Source organism: Fluviicola taffensis DSM 16823, assembly GCF_000194605.1.
In the GTDB taxonomy this organism is placed as follows: domain Bacteria; phylum Bacteroidota; class Bacteroidia; order Flavobacteriales_D; family Crocinitomicaceae; genus Fluviicola; species Fluviicola taffensis.
This window is the reverse complement of the sequence record NC_015321.1, coordinates 3,748,731-3,772,804: the sequence shown is the minus strand read 5'-3', so window position 1 is coordinate 3,772,804 and position 24,074 is coordinate 3,748,731. Positions and strand designations below refer to the sequence as shown.

Annotated in this window: 20 protein-coding genes; 6 read left to right on the top strand and 14 right to left on the bottom strand. The window is 36.9% G+C overall.

All coding sequences use genetic code 11. The features are described 5' to 3' along the window. Positions 1 to 97: 97 nt before the first annotated feature. Genes glsA through FLUTA_RS16450 form a run of 3 tightly spaced genes read left to right on the top strand, consistent with a single transcriptional unit; the run spans position 98 to position 2,286 of the window. Positions 98 to 913: a 1-acyl-sn-glycerol-3-phosphate acyltransferase gene (gene glsA / locus FLUTA_RS16460; protein ID WP_013688032.1), complete on the top strand. Its 816-nt coding sequence runs from the start codon at positions 98 to 100 to the stop codon at positions 911 to 913. A gap of 3 nt (positions 914 to 916) precedes the next feature. After that, the gene (gene glsB / locus FLUTA_RS16455; RefSeq protein WP_013688031.1) at positions 917 to 1,831 is read left to right on the top strand and encodes a glycine N(alpha)-acyltransferase GlsB; all 915 of its coding nucleotides are present in this window, start codon (positions 917 to 919) and stop codon (positions 1,829 to 1,831) included. A 5-nt stretch (positions 1,832 to 1,836) separates the two neighbouring features. Then, positions 1,837 to 2,286 carry a DUF1572 family protein gene (locus FLUTA_RS16450; RefSeq protein ID WP_013688030.1) on the top strand — a complete coding sequence of 150 codons (450 nt, stop codon included), beginning with the start codon at positions 1,837 to 1,839 and terminating at the stop codon, positions 2,284 to 2,286. Between the two features lie 131 nt (positions 2,287 to 2,417). Here the strand turns inward: FLUTA_RS16450 and FLUTA_RS16445 are convergent, their stop codons facing one another. The 11 genes from FLUTA_RS16445 to FLUTA_RS16395 all read right to left on the bottom strand — a co-directional run bounded on the left by FLUTA_RS16445 (position 2,418) and on the right by FLUTA_RS16395 (position 14,376). Next, complete coding sequence (locus tag FLUTA_RS16445; RefSeq protein WP_013688029.1) at positions 2,418 to 3,329, bottom strand: ribonuclease Z; 912 nt, start codon at positions 3,327 to 3,329, stop codon at positions 2,418 to 2,420. Positions 3,330 to 3,332: 3 nt separating this feature from the next. Then, entirely contained in the window at positions 3,333 to 3,671 is a 339-nt protein-coding gene (locus FLUTA_RS16440; RefSeq protein WP_013688028.1) for an STAS domain-containing protein, read from the bottom strand. A gap of 65 nt (positions 3,672 to 3,736) precedes the next feature. After that, the gene (locus FLUTA_RS16435; protein WP_013688027.1) at positions 3,737 to 4,666 is read right to left on the bottom strand and encodes an aspartate carbamoyltransferase catalytic subunit; all 930 of its coding nucleotides are present in this window, start codon (positions 4,664 to 4,666) and stop codon (positions 3,737 to 3,739) included. After that, the gene (gene pyrR / locus FLUTA_RS16430) at positions 4,666 to 5,205 is read right to left on the bottom strand and encodes a bifunctional pyr operon transcriptional regulator/uracil phosphoribosyltransferase PyrR (protein WP_013688026.1); all 540 of its coding nucleotides are present in this window, start codon (positions 5,203 to 5,205) and stop codon (positions 4,666 to 4,668) included. The genes FLUTA_RS16435 and pyrR overlap by 1 nt, the downstream gene beginning before the upstream one ends. Before the next feature lie 324 nt (positions 5,206 to 5,529). Continuing rightward, the gene (locus FLUTA_RS16425; RefSeq protein WP_013688025.1) at positions 5,530 to 5,874 is read right to left on the bottom strand and encodes a translation initiation factor; all 345 of its coding nucleotides are present in this window, start codon (positions 5,872 to 5,874) and stop codon (positions 5,530 to 5,532) included. Continuing rightward, positions 5,871 to 6,677, bottom strand: coding sequence for a glycerophosphodiester phosphodiesterase (locus FLUTA_RS16420; RefSeq protein WP_013688024.1), 807 nt, complete (start codon positions 6,675 to 6,677; stop codon positions 5,871 to 5,873). The genes FLUTA_RS16425 and FLUTA_RS16420 overlap by 4 nt, the downstream gene beginning before the upstream one ends. After that, a complete protein-coding gene (locus FLUTA_RS16415; protein WP_043023892.1) occupies positions 6,667 to 7,179 on the bottom strand; it encodes a hypothetical protein in 513 nt (170 codons plus the stop codon). Before FLUTA_RS16415 ends, FLUTA_RS16420 begins: the two co-directional genes overlap by 11 nt. Positions 7,180 to 7,495: 316 nt before the next feature. Next, positions 7,496 to 8,404, bottom strand: coding sequence for a histone deacetylase family protein (locus FLUTA_RS16410; protein WP_013688022.1), 909 nt, complete (start codon positions 8,402 to 8,404; stop codon positions 7,496 to 7,498). Position 8,405: 1 nt separating this feature from the next. Next, entirely contained in the window at positions 8,406 to 8,978 is a 573-nt protein-coding gene (locus FLUTA_RS16405; RefSeq protein ID WP_013688021.1) for a DUF6272 family protein, read from the bottom strand. A gap of 46 nt (positions 8,979 to 9,024) precedes the next feature. Next, positions 9,025 to 13,827 (bottom strand): T9SS type B sorting domain-containing protein, encoded by a 4,803-nt coding sequence (locus tag FLUTA_RS16400; protein ID WP_013688020.1) that lies wholly within the window; start codon positions 13,825 to 13,827, stop codon positions 9,025 to 9,027. 66 nt (positions 13,828 to 13,893) lie between these two features. Next, complete coding sequence (locus FLUTA_RS16395; protein ID WP_013688019.1) at positions 13,894 to 14,376, bottom strand: YkgJ family cysteine cluster protein; 483 nt, start codon at positions 14,374 to 14,376, stop codon at positions 13,894 to 13,896. A gap of 64 nt (positions 14,377 to 14,440) precedes the next feature. Here FLUTA_RS16395 and FLUTA_RS16390 point away from each other — a divergent pair, with 64 nt between their 5' ends. Further along, positions 14,441 to 15,931 carry a dihydrolipoyl dehydrogenase family protein gene (locus tag FLUTA_RS16390; RefSeq protein WP_013688018.1) on the top strand — a complete coding sequence of 497 codons (1,491 nt, stop codon included), beginning with the start codon at positions 14,441 to 14,443 and terminating at the stop codon, positions 15,929 to 15,931. A 25-nt stretch (positions 15,932 to 15,956) separates the two neighbouring features. Here FLUTA_RS16390 and FLUTA_RS16385 read toward each other — a convergent pair whose 3' ends face one another. Beyond that, complete coding sequence (locus FLUTA_RS16385) at positions 15,957 to 16,835, bottom strand: bifunctional 5,10-methylenetetrahydrofolate dehydrogenase/5,10-methenyltetrahydrofolate cyclohydrolase (RefSeq protein WP_013688017.1); 879 nt, start codon at positions 16,833 to 16,835, stop codon at positions 15,957 to 15,959. Between the two features lie 235 nt (positions 16,836 to 17,070). Here FLUTA_RS16385 and FLUTA_RS16380 point away from each other — a divergent pair, with 235 nt between their 5' ends. Beyond that, positions 17,071 to 17,457: a hypothetical protein gene (locus FLUTA_RS16380; protein WP_013688016.1), complete on the top strand. Its 387-nt coding sequence runs from the start codon at positions 17,071 to 17,073 to the stop codon at positions 17,455 to 17,457. Between the two features lie 254 nt (positions 17,458 to 17,711). Here the strand turns inward: FLUTA_RS16380 and FLUTA_RS16375 are convergent, their stop codons facing one another. Then, positions 17,712 to 18,542, bottom strand: a complete 831-nt coding sequence (locus FLUTA_RS16375; RefSeq protein ID WP_013688015.1) for a hypothetical protein — start codon at positions 18,540 to 18,542, stop codon at positions 17,712 to 17,714. 215 nt (positions 18,543 to 18,757) lie between these two features. Beyond that, the gene (locus FLUTA_RS16370) at positions 18,758 to 21,277 is read right to left on the bottom strand and encodes an ATP-dependent Clp protease ATP-binding subunit (protein ID WP_013688014.1); all 2,520 of its coding nucleotides are present in this window, start codon (positions 21,275 to 21,277) and stop codon (positions 18,758 to 18,760) included. A 210-nt stretch (positions 21,278 to 21,487) separates the two neighbouring features. On the opposite strand from FLUTA_RS16370, the gene gyrA reads away from it, so the two are divergent. After that, complete coding sequence (gene gyrA, locus FLUTA_RS16365; protein ID WP_013688013.1) at positions 21,488 to 24,073, top strand: DNA gyrase subunit A; 2,586 nt, start codon at positions 21,488 to 21,490, stop codon at positions 24,071 to 24,073. The last annotated feature ends 1 nt before the right edge of the window (position 24,074 follow it).

Below are 24,074 nucleotides of genomic sequence, written 5' to 3'. Positions count from 1 at the left end.
TTGAACATTTGAACTTTCATAGTTATAAACGAGCTTTTGTTATTTTCATTTTTACAAACTAGATAAATAATTCTGTTCTAGGTATTATTTTTGTCCCATGAAACAACACGAAGATTTCATCAATGTAAAACGCTTAATTGGAAGTAAGAATCCGAGGTTGATTAAATGGATTCCTGGTTTTATTATTCGCTATGTAGAACGGATTCTCCATCAAAAAGAAATCAATAACTTCTTAAATACACACGATTCGAAAAACCAAGATTTTTGTAAAGAAGTACTTGAACACCTTGGCGTTACCTACTCTATTTCAGGAATTGATAAAATCCCGAAATCAGGAAAATGCGTAATCGTAATGAATCACCCACTCGGAGGAATGGATGCGATGGCATTGGTCGATGGTTTAAGAGATCACAGAACAGATATCAAATTCATTGTCAATGATTTACTTCTAAATTTAGAGCCCCTAAAAGATATTTTCGTAGGAATCAATAAACATGGTAAAACGAAAAGTAGTTCTTTACTTCAAGTAAATAGTTTGTTCTCATCAGAGCAATTGGTGTGTGTATTTCCAGCAGGACTTGTGAGTAGAAAAAGCAAAGGAGTTGTAAAAGATTTGGATTGGAAAAAAGCATTTGTGAAGCAAGCCAGACAAAATGACCAACTAATTATTCCTATTCACATTGATGGAGAATTATCAAATTTTTTCTACCGTTTGGCAAATTTTCGTAAATTCATTGGAATTAAAGCGAACATCGAAATGCTTTATTTAGCAGATGAAATGTTTCGCCAAAAAGGGAAACACATTCAATTCACTGTTGGTGAACCAATTGAAGCAAAAACATTAGATACTAAAACATCAGACGTAGAATGGGCCGAATGGTTCCGGAATACGGTCTACTCATTGAAAAAATAGACTATGAAACCCATAATTCCTGCAGTTGACAAAGAAATTCTGAAGCAAGAGTTAGCCCAAGTTGGTATTGCTAGAACTACACGCAAAGGCGATAATGAAATTTACATTGTTACCATTCACAATGCACCAAATGTGGTGCGAGAAATTGGACGTTTACGAGAAGTTACTTTTCGCCATGCTGGTGGTGGAACTGGGGAAGAACTCGATTTGGATGAATTAGATACTCAGGAAATTTGCTACAGTCAGTTGATTGTTTGGGACCCAGAAGAAGAAGAAATTATTGGAGGCTATCGCTTTATTTTATGTAAAGATGCCATTGACGAAAACGGAGAAATTCATTTATCCACCACTCATTATTTTGATTTTACGGAACGTTTTATCAACGATTACTTGCCCACAACTTGTGAATTAGGACGAAGTTGGGTACAACCCAATTATCAACCAGCACAGAATCCAAGAAAAGGACTATTTGCATTGGATAATATCTGGGACGGACTGGGTGCATTGGCAATTGGTTACCCAAATCTCAAATATTTCTTTGGTAAAGTAACCATGTATCCCAATTACAACAGAGAAGCGCGTGATTTTTTACTTCATTTCATGCATCATTACTTTCCGGATACTGAAAATTTGATGGTTCCTTATCATCCCCTAAAAACTGAATATGATTCCACTTTTGTAGAAGAACAACTCAAAGGATTGGATTTCAAAGATGGATTTAAGGTACTAAACACCTTTGTGAGACAACATGGAGAGAATGTTCCTCCATTGGTAAATATATACATGCATCTTTCCCCTACTATGAAAACGTTCGGAACGGCAGTCAACCCAGAGTTTGGAAATGTCGAAGAAACAGGAATCTTAGTAACGATTGAAGATGTTTACCAAGACAAAAAAGAGCGCCATTTGACTTATTGATTGCTATGAATCACGAGTTTGCACGTTGTTTTACAAAAGATCTGGATTCCTTAGCGAAAGAATTAGCGCTTTGTGATGAAGACACACTTTTGTGGCAAGTTCCACCAGGAATTGCGAATTCAATTGGGAATCTGACACAACATCTGATTGGAAACCTGAATCATTTTATCGGTGCGACACTGGGTGAAACCGGTTACGTCAGAAATCGAGATACCGAATTTTCAAATCGCTATTTCTCTAAAGTAGAATTGATCTCCGAACTCGAAAAGACTTCCAAAATGCTGGAAAAAGTGTTGGGTTCACTCACACAAGAACAGCTAGATAAAAGCTATCCTTATGAAACATTCGGTTATTCCATGACCACCAATCATATGATTGCGAAATTAGCCAGTCATTTGGGATATCATTTGGGACAAATTAATTATTTGAGGAGGATTATTTCTGGAGGAAATTAAACTTCATGTCGGTCTCGATACTTCCGCTTGTCAATTCGAGTGCGAAGTAGTATCGAGAATACAAGCGGAATCCCGATAACCATCGGGACGACAAGACATGAAAGTTAGAGCAAACTCGAAATACTTTTAACTTAAATCAAGTAGGTTTCCCCGTCCTCAACAACTCGTACATTTTTAAAAACTGCAGATGCTTCTTCGAAATGCTTCAAACTATTGTCATAGCGGGCGCTTAGATGACCTAGAAGCAATTTACCGACTTCTGCTTGCTTTGCAATACTTGCTGCCTGGGAAGCCGTTGAATGAAATGTCTGTTTTGCGCGGTCTAATTTATCATCCAAGAAAGTTGCTTCGTGATATAACAAATTTACGTGTTTGACATATGCAACAATTCGTTCATCGTAAATGGTGTCTGAGCAATAACCGTAAGACCTACTTGGTTTTGCTGGATACGTGTATTCATCAGCATAAATAACTTCTCCGGAATCCAATTCGACATCGATTCCTTGTTTGAGTTTCGGAATAAGCGTTAATGAAAGTCCAGCTTCTTCAAACAATTCGGCATTCAATTTTCGATCTCGCGGCTTCTCTTTAATCAAAAAACCATTTGTGGGAATACGATGACTCAATGGAAAAGTCCAAATTTCAATGATTTTATCTTCAAAAAGTAGGCGGTTTTCTTTTCCATTTAAAGCTACAAAATTCAACTCGAAACCCAATCGTGCTCCTCCTACTTCAAGTTGTAAGCGAATAATTTGCTCCAATTCTTCTGGACCATAAATAGTGAGCCCTTTATCTCTCCCCAATAAATGCATGGAACTTAAGAAGCCAACAAGTCCGAAAAAATGATCTCCGTGGAGATGAGAAATTAAGATGTGATTGATTTTCTGAATGTGCACATGATATTTACGCAGTTGAACCTGTGTCCCTTCTCCACAATCGATTAGAATGTGTCGATCGTTGCAAGATACGTATTGTGCAGTAGGATTTCGATTTGAAGTTGGCAATGCTGCTCCTGAACCTAATATAGTAACTTCAAAATTCATTGTTTAAATCAATACAGATTTCGCTTCGGTAATTGTTTCTGAAATACTTAATACTTTATCCAGCTGAGCAATTCGAATCATTTTGGCTACATTTTCTTGTAACCCACATAAAATGAATTTTCCATTGGTGTCTTTACACAATCTGTTTGCAGTTAAAATGGCAGATAAACCTGAAGAATCACAATATCTTGTTTTAGAAAGATCCAAAATAATGGAATTCACTCCCGATTTATTCAATAGAAGCAATTCACTTTTCAAATCTGAAGCATTGGAAGCATCCAATTTTTCAATAGAAGATTGGATGACCGTAAAGTTAGAATCTTGCGCAATAATAAAGTTCATGTTGCCACTGTGTTTATCAAATGTAACAAAATATTCGGTTTAAAGACTTTAAAGTACGTGAGTTTTTAACGACCAATTTTAGCTGCGAGCAAATAAATAACTGCCATTCGGATAGCCACTCCGTTCTCAACTTGCTGAAGAATAATTGATTGACTAGAATCTGCTACATCAGAAGTAATTTCCACACCTCTATTAATAGGACCTGGATGCATGACGATGATTTCTTTCCCTAGACTATCCAAAATCTCTTTATTCAGACCATATTGCATAGAATATTCTCTCAAACTTGGGAAGTATTGAATATCTTGTCTTTCCAATTGAATTCGAAGCATGTTTGCCACATCGCACCATTCAAGTGCTCTTCTAAGATTATGTTCCACTTTTATTCCGAGTGTATGAATGTATTTCGGAATCAAGGTTGTTGGTCCACAAACCATTACTTCAGCACCTAACTTTTGAAGTGTGTAAATGTTTGACAATGCAACTCGAGAATGAAGAATATCACCAACAATTACCACTTTTTTACCTTCAACAGATCCAAGTCGTTCACGAATGGAAAATGCATCTAACAATCCTTGAGTTGGATGTTCATGCGTTCCGTCTCCAGCATTGATAACACGTGTATTTGTTCGTTCGGAAAGAAACTTTGCAGCACCCGGATTTGGATGTCTCATAACAACCATATCCACTTTCATGGAAAGAATATTATTTACGGTATCAATCAACGTTTCACCCTTTTTTACAGAGCTTGAACTCGCTGAAAAGTTGACAACATCTGCAGATAAACGTTTTTCTGCTAACTCAAAAGACAAACGGGTTCTTGTTGAATTTTCAAAAAACAGATTGGCAATCGTAATATCTCTAAGCGATGGAACTTTCTTGATCGGTCTATTAATAACTTCTTTAAAACTATCAGCAGTTTTAAAGATTAATTCGATATCCTGACGAGTCAAGTCTCGAATTCCAACTAAATGATCAACACTTAAATGCTCCATTATTCGGGTGTATACAATACAATTTTATCCATTCCTTCACTATCCTTCCATTCCACAGTAACTCTTTCAGAATCCAATGTATCAACAGCTTTTCCAACGTAATCTGCCTGAATGGGTAAATCGCGTTGAAACCTTCTATCGATTAATACCATCAATTCTACGCGAAGCGGTCTTCCAAAAGCCATCAAAGCATCTAAGCCCGATCGAATGGTTCTACCTGTATACAAAACATCGTCAACTAAGACTACATTTTTTCCTTCAATCGTAAAATCAATATTGGTAACATTGGGAATGAGTGGCTTTTCGCGTCTTCGAAAATCATCTCTGTAAAAAGTAATGTCTAATTGACCACAGGTTACTTTTTCTTGACGAATGCTCTCTAAAATTTCTTTCAGACGCTCAAGCACAAAAACACCTCTTGGTTGTAAGCCAATCAGCACAGTATTTGAGAAATCGTCATGATTTTCGATTAATTGATAAGCAAGACGGTTCATTGTTAATTGAACCTGCTGTTCGTCTAAAATGACTTGCTTTTCCATCAACACAAATTTAGTAAAAGGATTTATATTGCCACTATTTATTTCAAATAATGATTCAAAACTAAATCGTTTTACACATCAAATCTAGTTGTTCGAAACAATTAGCAATCAATTTTTTACGGTTAAATCAATAAAGTGGATATTTTAAAAAAAAATAAGTTGAATCAAAAAAAATAAATGTATTTTTGATTCATTCAAAAGAACATTTCATTTTTTTTAGGATAAAATATTTGGAATTTTAGATGTCGGAAGATATTTACTTTTTCATAGGGTTGGTTATTGGTTATAAATTTTTGAACAGTAAATCCGGCATCTAAATTCCATTTAACCTCCTTTCCTTTTGGTTTTATACCCCTCTTTTGTTAGCAACTCAATTACTTTATCTCGAAATGATCCTTGAATAACAATTTCACCATCTTTGGCAGTTCCACCTACTCCACACTTCGATTTCAATAATTTACCTAAGTCCTTCAAATCTTCATCCGACCCAATAAAACCTTCAATCAGTGTTACCTCTTTACCTGCTCGCTGTTTTTTATCCAGTAAAACATATAACAATTGATTCTTTGGATCAAGCGTTTCGGGTGTTTCTTCCTCTTCAAATTCATAAGAGAAATTTGGATTCGTTGAATAAACTACGTTTAATTTTTCTTTTTTATTCTTACTCATTTGTACTTTTCAATTAGCGTTGCTTTAATATCATCTGTCAATAAAACAGTTGGTTTTTTCTCAAAAGCAGATACAATTCCTGTTGCAGAACGAACATCGTAAATGATGACTTTCTTTCCTGCAAATTTAATAGAATTCACATCTGAATCGGTAATTTCCGAATTCCTAAAAGAGGCACCATCCGCATAAGTATTCATTGGATGATTGAAAAAATAAGCTGCATTAATCGCGTCTAAGTAAACCGTAAACCCCAGGCTCTTCATCGTTGGAACAAATCTTCCACTATTGCTAATTATTTCAAGATTTCCGTTTGAAAAATAACTTTGTGCTTGAATTAAAGCCTGTAACAATGTTGTTGAATCTATAAATCCAGAAGTTGTACCATCCGATTCTTTCAAATCAAGCTGCAGGGTCAATCCTTTCAAATCAGCAGGCAGATCTTCCAAACGAATTAACTTTTCTTTTTCCAATGAACGGTATTTGAGTGTAGACAAATAAGAATCTTCCACTTGGGCTACAGCTCCAGTACCAGAAGATTGATCACTTAATTCCCTGTCATGAAAAAGCCAAAGTGTTCCATTTTTTGAAAGCTGTACATCGACTTCTATTACCTCTACCCCTTCAAAACTCCGGGCATATTTATACGCTTCCAAACTATTGTCGTGATAATTATTGTTTGAAACAGATAGGCCTGCACAAGCATGACCACCAATTTTCGTGTCTGGAAAACGATTTTCAGATTTTCTGCATGCTGTTGAAAACAACAGCAGAAAAATAAAAGTAAACATCCCTTTAAAACACATAATAGTAGGTTATTTCAGCAAAATAATTCCACATCAAAAAATGCTGTCGTCTTTGATAATAAGAATCGTATTTCCATTCAATCGCTGGTCCGATTCCTCCCCCGAGTGCAAGCTGGTTCTTTTTTCCGACTGTAAACCTAGCTGCTAGAAAACATTCGGCGGTGTGAATAAACGGATGTTTTGAGGGGATTTTGACATTCAAATTGTAATAAGCTAAGCGAATGAATGGAGTAGCGGAAAACCAATTTCCAAACTTCCATTTATATCCTAAATCATAACCTAAACTTGGCATGAACTGCTTATTTGAAATCGTCTTTATTGTTCCAAACCCCAGAAAAACATCTTGAACCAGATATTTTTGGTCTAATTGTCCGTGGATATGAAAAAATAAATCTTGTGGGTGGTAAGAGATGGATGCTCCAAGTGCGAATTTAGAGGAATCTTGGCACTTTGCTGAAAAGACAACAAATAAGCAATAAGAAAAGACCAACTTTCGAAACATCCTTCAAAAATACGGATTGCCTAGCTGAAAACTAAAGTTTCGGACACTTTTTACAGTGATACCCTTTTCGTTTATATTTCTTGCAGCACTCTTTTTTCTTATCGCACGAACAGTTGTCACAGGAAAATTGAGGAATATTGTTCTGCTGTAAAGAAACTTCTTTTCTCACCATCTTTATTTAGACTAATTCTATACAAAGATAATCTGAGAAAATAAACTACCAAATATTGTTGGTAAATATTTTGTTAAATAACAAAGTTAAAACCTTGTTCAAAGAGTTCAAAAGTTTAAACTATTGAAGCTTTTGAACATTCAATTATTTTCCAAATAATTGATGAGCCAATCGGAAAACATGCATGTGAGCATTCACAATATCGCGTACATTTGTACTATATCCGCCACCCATTGAACAAACAATTGGAATATTTCGTTCTTTGCCTTTGTTCAAAACAAATTCATCTCGTAAACGGATTCCGTTTTGAGAGACACTCAATTTTCCAAGCTTATCTGTTTCTAGAATATCCACACCACATTGATAAAATATAAAATCAGGAGAGAACGAATCCAAAATAGCGGTCAATTCCGATTTTAAGATATTCAAATAATCTTTGTCTTTCAGATTTGTTTCTAAGTGAATATCTCGGTCAGACTCTTCTTTATGCATCGGATAATTGGCTTTTCCATGCATACTAAAAGTAAAAACGTTCGGATTATTTTTAAAAATCTCTGCGGTTCCGTTTCCTTGATGTACATCTAAATCTACAATCAAAATTCGTTTAAAGAGTTGTTCATCTAAGAGCCATTGAGCTGCAATTGCCTGATCATTCAATAAACAAAATCCCTCGCCTCTATTGGTATATGCATGATGTGTTCCTCCTGCAATATTTAGAGCTATTCCTCCATTTTCAACCCGTTCAGCGCACAATCTCGTTCCTTCCATAATCCGAAATTCACGTTCAATTAATTGCTGATTATGAACAAACCCACTGACACGTTGTTCTCTTGAAGTACAATTCAGATTCACCAATTTTGTGAGGTATTCTTTTGTATGAACTTTAGATGCAATTTTTAAATCTAAAAGATTAGGCTCCAAAAAATGTGCTTCTTCTAGAATTCCCTCATAAAGCAATTGTTCATAAATAAGTCCGTACTTCTCCATTGGAAATCGATGAGTACTCGGAACAGCATGAATATAAGAAGGATGATAAGCTACAAAAAATGACATTTTACTGCATTCTATCTACGTCAGTTGCAATTGTAAACAACATTAATTCATCACTTACGTGCATGAATTGATAGTCTAGACGCGACTTAGATTTCATCCTCATAGTAATGAATCCAAGACCAGCTCCACCTTTATCTGAAATCAATCCATTGTTCAATGTTTCCAAATAAAAAGACTTCACTTCTTCTTCGTCCATTGCATTCAATCGATCCAAATAAGTTTTCAATTTATCTGTTTCTGAAATTTCGGTCAGATTTCCAAGAGCAATTCGGTAAGTAGTTTCGTTGTAAGCGACTATCAATAAAGCTTGTTGTTCATTATCCCACGTTTTTCCATGGATAAGAATATTTTGCAAACCTTCAATTAGAATTGAAAATACACGCTTGACTAATGTTTTTTTATCACCTGCTGAAATCATGAAGTCTTCAGTAGATATCGTAAAGCTATTTACCAAATCTTGATTCAAAGGACCAAAATGCGCAACTTGAACTGAGTTAAATCGAGCTTCCTTTACGTCTTGTATCCAAGAAGCAAGTATTGTTTTGGGTTCTATGTGAAGTGTACCAGGTTGCATCAATAGTCAACTGAACGTAAATATACTAAAGGAAAAGGATTCGAACTTAATCAATGAGCAAATGAACATTTCCCTGCCATATTTTACCATCTGCAGTTATTAATTGGTAGAAATAGACTCCATCATCTATCTTATTCCCTTCAAGATCTTTTCCTCCCCAATCATTTTTATAATTCGCTGATTCAAAAACTAAATTTCCCCATCTATTTTGAATAATCAATTTAGAATTTGGCTTCAAATTGGTAATGTAAAACTCATCATTTGTATGATCTCCATTTGCTGTAACAATATTTGGAATTTTCAACTCACCCAAAATCTGGAAGCCTTTCGTAATTGAATCAATACACCCATCTGCCGTTTCAATCACCAACGTCATATGGTAATCTCCTTCAATCATTGAATTATAAGTACAAGATGAAGATGTACTAATAGAACCAACACCCGAAATATTCCAACTGTAATCAACAATCACTCCTCCAGAGCTCGCATCGGTGAAGTTAATGAGTTCTCCAGGCGAAGCAATTACTGGTGAAATTGTAAAGTTTGCATTGGGCATTGGACCTGAACTAACTGTTATTGGTAAACCTGTAGTAGTACATCCATTCACATCAGTTATCGTCAATGTGTAAACTCCAGCAGTTAAATTCGTCAAATTCAAACTAGTCAAAGGTGTTCCCGTCCAGGAATAAGAGTATGGCCCATTTCCAGCAATTTGAATTCCATTAATTGAACCGTTGTTACCGATACAGCTTTCATTAGAAACAAGCACATTCGTTTGATCAATAACGGACGCAGGTACAACACCTACAAATAAAGTCGTTGTGGCTTGACATCCCGCATTATCTGTAACAACCAAGACGTAATTCCCTGTTGTTAGATTCGAAATGTCTAATGTATTTAATGTGGAAGAATTATTCCAAGAATAGCTGTAAGGATTTGTACCTCCTGAAACTGTAACACCTGAAATTGTTCCTGTTCCAGTACCACAATTGTCATTTGTAATAACTACATTATTGGTATTGACCGCTAATCCAGATGTTGTTGGAACCGTAAATGTTTCTTGAATACTGCAATTTTGATCATCTGTAACTGTAATGGTATAATTACCTGCAGCTAAAGCTCCAATACTCAATGTAGTTTGACCATTAGGTGACCAAGAGACTGTTGGATTTATACCTCCAACGATCTGCAATCCATGAATTGCTCCTATATTTCCAGTACAGCCAGTTGGTGTAATAAGCAGTGAATTTTGATTCAGACTCAAAGGAATAACTGCATTTACTGTAAAAGGCCCTCCATTTACCGAACAGCCAAATACATCTGATACAACGACATTATATACTCCTGGAGATAAACCGGTTTGGTTTAATGTTGGACTTACCCCACCATTCCAAGTATAAGTTAATGTTCCTGTTCCATTTGCGATTAATCCAGAAATCGTTCCATCATTTAAAGCACATGTCTCGTGTGTGATTTGAACATTTGTTGTATTTAGCGTTAGTGAATTTGAAGCTCCAATTGAAATCGGACCATAAGTAGTCGTACAGTTATTTGCATCTGTAACAATCAGGGTATAATTTCCTGATGCTAAATTTGATTGATTTAATGTAGAACCCACTCCATTCCATTGATAGGTAAGACCTGTTCCTGTTGCATTAATTCCTGTAATACTTCCATTACTCAAGCCACAAGTGGTGTTAGTTACAACCATGTTTGTGGTATTGATTGCAGGTCCAGGTGATAAGCCTACATTAAACGGCCCAGCAACAGCATTGCACCCAAATGCATCAGACACTATTAAACCATAAGTTCCACCAGGAATATTTGTATGATTCAACCCAGCACTTGGGACTAGATTCCAAGTGTAAGTTAATGTTCCTGCTCCACTTGCTGTAATTCCAGTAATTGCACCATCATTTCCCGCACAAGTTTCATTTGTAATAACCACATTCGTGCTATTAATTGTTGGTCCAGCGATATCATTTACAGTGAAAGGTCCTGCATTTACAATACACCCTAAATTATCCGTGACTTGTAACGAATAATTTCCGGCTGGAATTGCACTTAAATTCAAGGTTGAATAAGCTCCTGAGTTCCAAGAATACGTATATGCTGTTTGTCCTCCGGAAACTGTAAGTCCCGAAATTGCACCTGTAGACTGTCCACAATGAGCATGAGTAATTGCAATAGACGCCGAATTGATCACTGGAGCACTCGATGCGCCAATTACTATTGGTCCTACAGATGCTGTACATCCAATATTATCAGTAACCACTAAATTATAATTTCCACTTGCTAAACCTGTAATATCTAAGGTTGAATATGCTCCTGTATTCCAGTTATAAGTTAAACCTGTTCCAGTAGCTGAAATCCCTGTAATACTTCCATTACTTAATCCACAAGTAGTATTCGCAAACACCATATTTGTAGTATTAATAGTTGGACCAGCATTTTGCCCGACATTGATTGGGCCCAAAGTAGCTGTACATCCATTATTATCGGTTACTAGCAAACTGTAATTACCTGAATTTATGTTTGTAATGTCCAAGCTTGAATAAGCTCCAGTATTCCAATTATATGTCAATCCTGTTCCTGTTGCTGTAATACCTGAAATTGAACCTCCACCTCCTGTGCAAGATGCATTAGTAACAACCATGTTTGTTGAGTTGATTGTAGGTCCGCCAGATGTTCCAATAACATAAGGTCCTGAAGTTGCCGTACAACCTACTCCATCTGTAACAGTAACAGTGTATGATCCAGCAGATGCATTTGTCAAATTCATTGTTGGATTAACAACACTATTCCAAGTGATTACTGGAGTTGGTGCCCCACCAGAAGTTGTTAATCCTGTAATTGAACCACCAGTTGAACAAGTCGCGTTAGATACTACCGCTGTTCCAGAAATGGTTGGTCCACCAACTGTAACAGTTACGGGAATTCTGAATGTTCCACCAGGACAAAAGCCGACATAATAAGTTGTTGTTGCTGCTAAAACTGGTGTTGTGAAAGTTAATCCTGTTCCTAATGCGGCAGTACTAGTATATGTAGCATACCAAGTGATATTTGCATTCGTTACGGGTGCAGGCAAAGTTCCTTGAACACTTACCGAGAGATTTGCTGTGCCTCCAGTACAAATCGTTGCATTGTTTGCGGTTAAGTTGTAATATGTTTGAGGTAAAGAAGAAGTTCCAGTAGCTCCGTTAGTTGCTCCATTTGGAGGAAAATTAGCTACAACATTCGTCAAATTCGTTGTTACAACAATTCCACTATTTCCTCCTCCAACATTTTGTACTGGTGTACCCGAGGTAAAGGCAATCATACCACCACCACCACCACCACCTGGACCATCTGCTTCACGAGGATTATTCGTTGAACTAGAGATAATAGCATTGTTTCCACCATTTCCGCCAATCGCACTTAAAGTAAGTGTACCCGGAAGTGCAGTTCCATTTGAAATGACAATCGCACCACCTCCACCTGCTCCACCAGCGCCATCAACACCTCTTCTAGCCCCACCATGTGGGGCATCAGTAGGATTAGACTTTTGACCATTTGCTCCATTTGCTTCAATTAATGCTGTTCCGGTAATGTTACCGTAAGATTGGAGAAATACAATTCCCCCTCCGGCTCCACCGCTTCCTCCATCAGAATTATCCATTTCGCCAGCTCCTCCACCACCTCCACAGAATACTCGTGTAGCATCATAAGCCAATGGGTGGCCTCCTAATCCGCCTTCATTCCTTCTAAAATCACCTACCCAAGTGGCATTATTAGGGCCCACTGTTGTTTCGTCCGGATCCCAAGCGGGAATACTAGCAGCTTTCGTTGTACCTGTATAACCACCTCTACCACCACCAGGACTGGATGAAGTACCCATTCCTGGTGCTTCAAGGTCCCATATTGCGGTATATCCGGGAACCGGAATACCTTTTCCGGTATAACCTGCTGTGTTTCCCACATTGGAACCACCACCACCACCGGCATTTTTATTATTTCCACCACCGGCACCATTTGCAATAGCTCCATTACCATAACGAGAATAAAGCGTTGTATATTCAGCAGTAGCAGAACCACCAATTCCTTCGCCTTTTTCAGCACCTCCAACACCTCCAGTACCTGCAACATTTATCTTATGCCCTGGATAACCAACCTCATTTGCACTTGAAGCTGAACCAGAAACATTTTCAACTAAACCACCACGAAATCCAAATCCAGAAGCACTAATTTTTGACAAGTTTCCAAAGGAAATAGCACCTTCCACCTCCAAAGCTACAATTCCACCCGTAGTCCCATTCCACGCTTGCGGAACGATTGAGGTATTTGCATTTAAAGTCAAGGAAGAATATCTAGGAACTTTAACAATTTGAACATGACCAGTCGCCGTATAATTATTCTTCAATCCACAGCGGACCGTTACATTCGATCCTGCCACTGAAAGGACTTCTGCTAATTCGTGTTTTCCTGCATTATTATAATTAGTAACTGCTCCAAATTCTGAACGATAGTCTGTCCATACCCCTGGTATCAATCCATTTAATGCTTGAAATGAGTTGCTTGACATTGTATAGGTGCCACCCCATCCCCATCCCCATGGTGATGCAGAAATCGTGTCAATATCAACACTTGCTCCCTGCATTTGAATAATTAATATTAAATCTCCTTGAGTTAAGGATAGCGTATTAGAAACAGGAAAAGTTGTACTACCAATGGCAACATTCGCTGTAACCTGAGCGTATGTATTTACAACAGTAAGTGGAGCAGTTATTGTAAATGCACCATTTTTAGCTTTTTGACTAAATCCAAAATTGCTTGTTAGTAATAGTAAAATGAAGAGTAGAAGAGATTTCATGTTGAAAATTTGGATATACTAGTTAATTAAAGAGACGCCAAATTATATAAAAGGTTGTAAGTTTTGTTATATTTTTTTCGATATTTCTTTTACGATGAAACTCACTGCTGGACAGACTTCCATATTCTTTCTTGTAAGATCTAAAATCTGATACATATTCTTGCGATCTGTATGCGGATATTCTCTGCAAGCAAGCGGTCGGTCTTCGTATACAGAGCAGTAATTATCAGCACCTAAGAAAGTACAAGGAGAGGATTGAAGTACATAATCTTGATCTTCGTCAATTTTCAAATAAGCATCAATGAATTTACTTTCGGTTAAACGCACTCTTTTTGAAAGTCGTTTTATATCCACATCTCTAAAGATTGGACTGGTTGTTTTACAACAGTTCGCGCAAACCAAGCAATCAATTTTTCGGAATGCTTCATTGTGTGATTTATGAAACTGCTCATCCAATGTTCGATTATTTGTTTTTTTTGCCTTCTTAATCCATTTCAGGTAGAATTCCTTTTCGGCCTTTCCATAATCGGTCAATTCTTTCAAATTCATCTTACAAAATTAATAGAATAGCATCGTGAATTTTAAAGTATTGTTTAATTTAGTGGGAAGACTTATGGAAAAATTTGATTTAATTGTTATCGGTGGAGGTCCAGCGGGTTACGCAGCTGCTATGCGCGGAATAGATTTTGGCAAACGTGTTTGTTTAATTGAAAAGGATCGTGTTGGTGGCGCTGGGGTTTATAACGGCGCGTTGTCATCCAAAACTTTGTGGGAAATTTCTCAAAAAGTAGCATCGGTAAATGACACGATTGGCGGAAAAGGACGAGAGAAATTCTACCTTTCTTGGGACGATGTGATGGCTACAGTTGATGAAGCTGTTTTTGAACGAAAATTCCAATATTCTTGCCACTTAAAATTACTTCAAACGGAAACAATGAACAAATTACTTACCTATGAAAGAGGTACAGCAAGTTTTTTGAATCCACATGAAATTGAAATTCATCAAAACGGCGAAAAAACAGTTGTTTATGGAGAAAACATCATCGTTGCAAGTGGAAGTCGGCCGCGAAAAATGAAGGATTTAAACGTAGACGAAGAAACAATCCTTACAAGTGACGGCATTGAAAACCTAAAAGATTACCCCAAAAGTTTGGTAATCGTTGGAGCTGGTGTAATTGGTTGTGAATACGCAACTATTTTCTCTAATTTTGGAAAAACAAAAGTCTATCTAATTGACCGCCAAGACAGAATCCTACCCTTTGAAGACAACGATATCTCAACTATTGTTAGTGAGAATATGGAAGAAAAAGGAGTTACAATCCACCACAATGCTCAATTAGAGCGATTAGAAAATATTGGAAATGAAGTCGAATACGAATTGAGCTATCCAGATGGATCTCGCGAGGTAATTCGTGTGGAAAAAGCACTTTTATCCATTGGCCGTATTCCAAATATTGAGTCCTTAAAACTGGAAAATGCTGGAGTTTTAATGTCTAAACGAGGTCAACATATTGGAGACGACGATACGGTAACCAATGTCCCTCATATTTATGCCGTTGGCGACGTTTCAGGACGAATTGCACTAGTAAATATGGGGGAAATTGAAGCTCGACATGCGGTTGAAAGAGCATTTGGAACAATTCGGGAACGCTTGAGTTATGATAACGTATGTACTATTATGTTCTTACAGCCAGAAGTAGCAGCCGTTGGCATCAATGAAATGCAATGTTTGGAACAAAACATCCCCGTAAAAGTGGTCAAAATTGACTATTCAGTGATTGCACGTGCAATTGCAATGCGAAAAACAGAAGGATTCTTTAAAATAATTGTTACTAATGACAGCGACATGAAAGTTCTCGGTATGCGAGCTGTTGGTGAACATGCGTCTACAGCCATTCAAACGATTGGACTAATCATGAAATTGGGATTACCAATTCATGTAATCGCAGAATTGGTTCACCCTCACCCATCTATTGCTGAAGGAATTCAGGAGTGCGTGCGTATGTTGCTCAATCGCTCTTTGTTTAAATCTTCTGTATTCAAAGACAAATTAGCTTGTTACTCTTTGGTAGACGGAGTTCAAACACCACTGGAACGCCTGTAATTCAAAATTATGAATGCAAAATTCGTTACTTTCCTTTCAATTCCATTGCTTTCAATGTATTAATCATCAATGAAGCAATCGTCATTGGACCTACTCCACCAGGAACTGGTGTTATTGCAGATGTTTTAGGCGCAACCTCTTTGAAATCTACATCACCAGCCAATCTCCATCCTCTTTCTCTAGAAGGATCTTCGATACGTGTTGTACCAACATCAATAACAACAGCTCCTTCTTTCACCATATCTGCGGTGATGAATCCAGGAATTCCAACTGCCGCAACCAAAATATCAGCATTCAAACAAATCTCCTTAATGTTTTCAGATTTTGAGTGAGCAAGTGTCACAGTGCAATTTCCAGGATCAGTATTCTTCCCTAAAAGTAAGCTCAAAGGAGTTCCAACTATATTGCTTCTTCCAACAACCACACAATTTTTTCCAGAAGTTTCGATGTTATATCTACGCATCAATTCTACAATTCCAGCTGGTGTTGCGGGAACAAATCCTGGCAAATTCAACATCATATTTCCAACGTTGATTGGATGAAAACCATCCACATCTTTTTTAGGATCGATCGTCAATGTCACCTTCATTTCATCAATATGCGCTGGAAGCGGAAGTTGAACGATAAATCCATCGATACTTTTATCTTCATTCAACGATTGAATCTTCTTTAAAAGAGTTTCTTCCGTAATCGAATCATCATATCGGATTAAAGTACTTTCAAATCCAATCTCTTCGCATGACTTCAATTTATTATTGACATAAGTAACTGAACCTCCATCGTTTCCAACTAAAATAGCCGCTAAATGTGGAATTTTTCGACCTGCATCTTTACGTTCTTTTACTTGAATAGCTAGTTCTTTTCTAATTATTTCAGCCGTTTCTTTACCGTTCAGTATCTGCATATCGAGAATTTTTGTGCAAATATAAGGCTTACATCGATTTAGTAACAAATTAAATTCAATCCAAGAAGAATTGATTTGTGAAATTTTATAATAAATTGATTTATTATAAAGTATATTTTCACACAAAATTCCATTTTAATCAATCAACGTATGTGTTTAATCAAAGACTAATTTGAAATCCAACCTTTTAAAAATCAAAGGCGTCTTAGTAGTGAAACGACTAAACTTATTTGTCATGGAAAATAGACTCACTAAGAATCGCTTTATTCAGACCTCTGCAGTGAAGCAAATTAATGAGGCAACAATTGTTTTGAGACATTTTATTGAATTAAGTGCCAAATTATTGCCTTTTCTCAATGAATTATCAAAAAAATCAACGTTACTTCCTCATGAGCAAAGTGATCGTAATAAGATCATTGAAGTTTATCACAATTATACATTCGACACAAGTACGTCTGAGATTTTAATGGAATCGGATATATTAAAAACGATTCAAGATACATTCAGAAGTATTGAAAAACGAAAAACAGACGATAAATCTGATGCAGACCAATTAATTACTGCCTTTCAAAAGAAGCATCAACAATTGGTTCGAAATTGGACAATGACAGATAAAAATTAAGTAGATACGCAATGCATCGGGAATTAATCACAATGCACATCAAAACTTATTTTCCACCACAAATGCGCAAATTATTGGCTCGGCTACCGCACTCGCTTTGAACCGTGTAAGAATATAATTTATCAGGTTTTGCTGATTAAAGAGACGCTGGTAAGCGCCTCAAACATTTGCGCATTTGCGGTAAAGTATAATACAATTGTATTTTAAAAATGACTTGGGTGCGAATAATACATATATACCAATGCCTCGTGTACCTACTTAATCCATCCGTAGATCCAAGTTTCTGAAAAATTTGCGGGATTAATCACCCGATTTTCTTCTATAACTGGAATTCCATGCATAATTACAAATCGCCACTTTCCTTTTTTTGCCAAAACAGAATAAGCGGTAGAATCGGCATAATATGCAATGATATTTTTATCTGTTCTTCTTGGCCAAGCACCATTTTCTATTATTTCAGGCGACCAGTGAAGTGATATTTTTGATTTTGTTTGGTAGAAATCACCTGTGAATGTAGATGTCTTCGGGAAAAAATCACCCAACATTTCCGTATCTCGACCTAAAAAATAACGTTTTAGAAGCTTCATTTTGTTATTCACCAATCTCAAACGATTCAAATTGTGAGAAGCATTTTCACAACATGGATATTGATGGTGATACAATAAAAACTCTTTAGTATTCGGTTGAACTTTATAAGCTAGTAAATGACCAATTTCATTATAAACAGAAACCAATTCCCCTTTGATTGTTGTGAAAATCTGCAATTGCTCCTTTTCTCTTTCTTCTCCTGGATATCCGTTGAAAATAAGTTCAGGAACTTTGTCATTATTCAAATCAATCAATTGATAGAGGGGCCCAAATTGCTTGTAATAGTTGACAAATAATGCTAAAGGATCATACGCTTTTGTGCCAATATGATCAATCAAATCATTATCGAATAGAAAAGCAACCATTTTGGCTTTAAGCGTTTCATTTTCTATTCGAATTTTCGAAAAATCGGTCTCAGGATTTGCAATAAAAATTTTCGCATCAACACGTGTCATTTCAACATAACTCAATCCGAGTGTAGAAAATCCAAGAGTCATTAGTACTATTAATTTCAATTTCATCATTCAAAGATAAAAAAGTGGGGAGGCAATTATATCGCCTCCCCACTTTAAATTTATTAATAATCTGTTATCACAGATTCATTATCGAAAGCAGCTTTGTTTGACCGCGCTAACGCTTGTCACTTATCGAAAGCAGTGCTCTTTGCTTGACTTCACTAACGTTTGTCAATTATCGAAAGCGATGCTTTCTCTTACTTTTTTGTTGCTTTCGATTTACCTTTTCCGATGGTAATTTTCAAAGCGATATTTGCCTCATCGATATCCAAAACAATTGAATCTCCTTCTTGCAAATTTGTTTTGATGATTTCCTCTGCCAATGGATCCTCGATATACTTCTGAATCGCTCTTTTCAATGGACGAGCCCCAAATTTCTCATCGTATCCTTTGTCTACAATGAAATCTTTTGCTTTATCAGTCATTGAAGCTTGGTAACCCAATGCCGCAATACGATCAAACAATTTAACCAACTCCAAATCAATGATTTTGTGAATGTTTTCGCGAGTCAATGAATGGAAAATAATCATGTCATCAATACGATTCAAGAATTCTGGAGAGAATGCTTTACGCAATGCATTTTGAATCACTGTTTTTGCATTTTCATCACGTTGATCTGTTTGTGATTTTGTTCCGAATCCTACTCCTGCACCAAAATCAGCTAACTGACGAGCACCAATATTTGAAGTCATAATCAGAATGGTATTTTTAAAGTCAATCTTACGACCCAAACCATCCGTCATGTGCCCATCATCCAATGCTTGAAGTAACAAATTGAATACATCTGGATGTGCTTTTTCAATCTCATCCAATAAAATGATTGAATACGGTTTACGTCTCACTTTTTCAGTCAACTGTCCTCCCTCTTCATACCCAACGTATCCCGGAGGCGCTCCAACCAATCTTGATATCGAGAATTTCTCCATGTATTCAGACATATCAATACGAATCAACGCATCTTCTGTATCAAATAAATACTTTGCAAGCACTTTTGCCAATTGTGTTTTTCCGACACCTGTTGGTCCTAGGAAGAAAAATGAACCAATTGGTTTATTCGGATCTTTCAATCCTGCTCTATTTCGTTGAATTGCTTTAACCACTTTTTCAACAGCTTCCTGTTGTCCGATTACTTTTCCTTGAAGTTCTTCAGACATGGTCGCCAATTTGCCCATTTCTGTTTGTGCAACTCGCGTCACTGGAATTCCACACATCATAGAAACAACCTCAGCAACATCTTCTTCAGTAACTACTACTCTTTTTGCTTTAGAATCGTCTTCCCAACGCTTTTTAGCATCCTCCAATCGGTCTTGCAATTTGCGTTCAGAATCACGTAACTCAGCTGCTTTCTCGTATTGCTGCGATTTAATAACTTCGTTCTTCTGATCTTTTAGCTCTTCAATTTCTTGTTCAATATCAATAATTTCTTGAGGAACATTGATGTTTGTAATGTGAACACGAGAACCTACTTCATCTAAGGCATCGATTGCTTTATCTGGTAAATGACGATCTGTAATATAACGTTCAGTCAATTTCACACAAGCAGCAATTGCTTCTGGAGTATAACTAACCATGTGGTGATCTTCGTAACGTTCTTTGATGTTATTCAAGATTTGAACAGTTTCATCGATTGTTGTTGGTTCAATCAATACTTTTTGGAAACGACGCTCTAAAGCACCATCTTTTTCAATGTATTGTCTGTACTCATCCAAAGTTGTTGCACCAATAGCCTGCATTTCACCGCGAGCCAAAGCTGGTTTAAACATATTTGAAGCATCCAACGAACCACTTGCTCCTCCAGCACCAATAATGGTGTGAATTTCATCAATAAACAAGATGATATCTGGATTCTTTTCGATTTCAGCCATTACAGCTTTCATACGCTCTTCAAACTGTCCGCGGTATTTTGTTCCCGCAACCATTGAAGCTAAATCCAAAGATACAATACGTTTATTAAACAAAATACGTGAAACTTTACGTTGCACAATTCGCAATGCTAAACCTTCAGCGATGGCACTTTTACCAACCCCTGGTTCACCAATCAAAATTGGATTATTTTTCTTTCTACGTGACAAAATTTGAGACACCCGCTCAATTTCTTTTTCACGCCCTACAATTGGGTCAAGCTTTCCAGCTTCTGCCATTTTCGTTAAGTCACGACCGAAATTATCCAAAACAGGTGTTTTAGATTTAGGGTCTGTAGCTTTTCTTTGGCTCGCTCCAAATGTTTGATCATCATCTTCAGAAGACGATGACATTTCTGCTCTTGGTAATTTATTTTCGTCGACCATGTTTTCTAATTCCTCGTGAACTGTATTATAATTTACTCCGTAGCGATTTAAGACGCTGCAAACTACGGAATCTTCATCCTTTAACATCGAAAGTAACAAATGTTCTGTACCTATCATAGGACTCTTGAACAATTTAGCTTCCAAATAAGTTATTTTTAACAAACGTTCTGCCTGTTTTACCAGCGGAATATTCGCTCCAGCAGTCGAATTAGATTTTGAAGCATCCAGCAACGGTTTTTCTAATTCTGTTTTCAATTTCGGTAAATCCAAATTAAACCCAGTAAGAATTCGAACGGCATTCCCTTCTCCTTCTCGCAAAATTCCAAGCAAAAAATGTTCTACCCCAATAAAATCATTTCCCAAACGCAAAGCCTCTTCTCTACTGAAGCTCAGTACGTCTTTTACGCGGGGTGAAAATTTTGCTTCCATATCTCTCTTATTTAAGATTCGTGTGCAATGTGTGTGCCTTACAAATATACAAACACATTAAATGTTAATAAGTACATCGAATTATCATTTTTTCACCACTTTTTGTTAGTAAAATTCCTTTTACCCCTCTTTTTTGTAGCTATAAAAAAACTAATTTCGAAACTTGCATTTAGCACGCAAATTTCGTGCATAATTTAAAACTATGACAAGATGGCAGATGGAGAAAAGATAATCCAGATTAACATCGAAGATGAAATGAAATCGGCGTACATCGATTATTCGATGTCAGTGATTGTATCCCGCGCACTTCCAGATGTACGCGATGGATTTAAACCAGTACACCGCCGTGTATTATATGGTATGCAAGATTTGGGAGTTTATTCCAATCGACCATACAAAAAGTCAGCACGTATTGTTGGTGAAGTACTTGGTAAATATCACCCGCACGGTGATAGCTCGGTTTACGACACCATGGTTCGTATGGCACAATCGTGGTCTTTGCGTTACCCTTTAGTAGACGGACAAGGAAACTTTGGTTCAGTAGATGGTGATAGTCCAGCAGCAATGCGTTATACGGAAGCTCGTTTGCGTAAGATTGCTGAAGAAATGTTGGATGACTTGGAGAAAGAAACAGTTGATTTCGCTCCAAACTTTGATGACTCTTTACAAGAACCTACCGTATTGCCTTCCAAAATTCCTAATTTATTAGTGAATGGAGCAAGCGGTATTGCGGTTGGTATGGCAACCAACATGGCTCCACATAATTTGGGAGAAGTGGTTGATGCAATTATTGGATACGTTGATAATAAAGACATTGAAGATGAAGAGTTGTTACAATTCGTAAAGGCTCCCGATTTTCCAACTGGAGGTATTATCTATGGTGTTGATGGTGCTCGCGATGCATTGTTGACTGGTCGTGGTCGTATTGTAATCCGCGCAAAAGCTGAAATTGAAGAGTCAGGAGGAAGAGAACAAATCATCGTAACAGAGATTCCTTACCAAGTGAATAAAGCAGATATGATTAAAAAAACTGCTGATTTGGTAAATGACAAAAAAATTGAAGGTATTTCTGACATTCGCGATGAATCTGACAGAAATGGTATGCGTATCGTTTATGAATTAAAACGCGATGCAATTCCAAACGTTGTCTTAAATAAATTATACAAATACACATCTCTACAAAGCTCGTTCTCGATTAACAACATTTGTTTAGTTGATGGAAGGCCCCGCTTGTTGAACTTACGAGAAATGATTACTGAATTTGTGAAATTCAGACATGAGGTTGTGGTTCGTAGAACAAAATATGATTTACGCAAAGCTGAAGAACGTGCACATATCTTAGAAGGATTAATCATTGCTTCAGATAATATTGATGAAGTAATTGCAATTATTCGTTCATCGAAAAGTCCAGAAGAAGCCCGTGAGCGTTTGATGGAGCGTTTTGCACTTTCTGATCTTCAATCTCGTGCCATTGTTGAAATGCGTCTGCGTCAATTAACTGGACTAGAGCAAGATAAATTACGTGCAGAGTATGCTGATTTGATGGCTTTAATTACAGATTTGAAAGACATTTTGGCACGTGAAGAACGCAGAATGCAAATCATCAAAGACGAATTGATTGATATTCGCACAAAATATGGTGATGCACGTCGTTCTAGAATAGAATATTCAGCTTCAGAAATGAAAATTGAAGATTTAATTCCAGATGAAGAAGTTGTTATTACCATTTCTCATGCAGGATATATTAAGCGTACAAACTTAGATGAATTCAAGGTTCAAAGTCGCGGTGGAATGGGATCGAAAGGTTCTACGACACGTGATAAAGATTTCTTGGAGCATTTATTTGTTGCAACGAATCACAATTATTTATTGATTTTCACCGAGAAAGGACGTTGTTTCTGGATGCGTGTGTTTGAAGTTCCAGAAGGAAACAAAACTGCAAAAGGAAGAGCCATCCAAAACTTGTTGAACATTGAGCAAGATGACAAGATCAAAGCGTATGTGAAGGTCAAAGATTTGACAGACAAAGAATACGTTCAGAATAACTTCATCGTGATGTGTACTAAAGAAGGTATCATTAAGAAAACTTCTTTAGAAGCTTATTCTCGTCCAAGAGCAAATGGTATCAATGCGATTACTATTCGTGAGAATGACGAATTATTAGAAGCAAGATTGACTGATGGAACGAATGAAATGGTATTAGCTACGAAAGCTGGTCGTGCAATTCGATTCAATGAAGCAAAAGTTCGTCCAATGGGAAGAAATGCTTCAGGTGTTCGTGCAGTAACTTTGCAAAATGATACGGACGAAGTAGTTGGAATGATTTGCGTGAAAGATAACACAGAAACAATCATGGTTGTTTCAGAGAAAGGTTATGGAAAACGTTCGTTCTTAAATGATCCAGAAGATGGAGAGCCTGTTTACAGAATCACCAATCGCGGAGGAAAAGGTGTCAAAACGATAAACATCACTGATAAAACAGGACCGCTTTTAGCAATTAAAACAGTTGCAGATGAAGATGATTTGATGATTATCACAAAAGCTGGTGTAACAATTCGTATGCACATTGATGGTATTCGCGTGATGGGAAGAGCAGCTCAAGGTGTTCGTTTGATAAATCTAAAAGGAACTGCAGCAATTGCAGCTGTAGCAAGAGTTCCACGTTCGGATGAAGAAGAAGAATTCGAAGGTGAAGATGGAATAATTGTTGCTGGACCAGTAGAAGAAATATCAGATGATTCAACGGAACCAGATGATTCTACAGAAGACACAACTGAAACAAATTCGGAAGATTAAA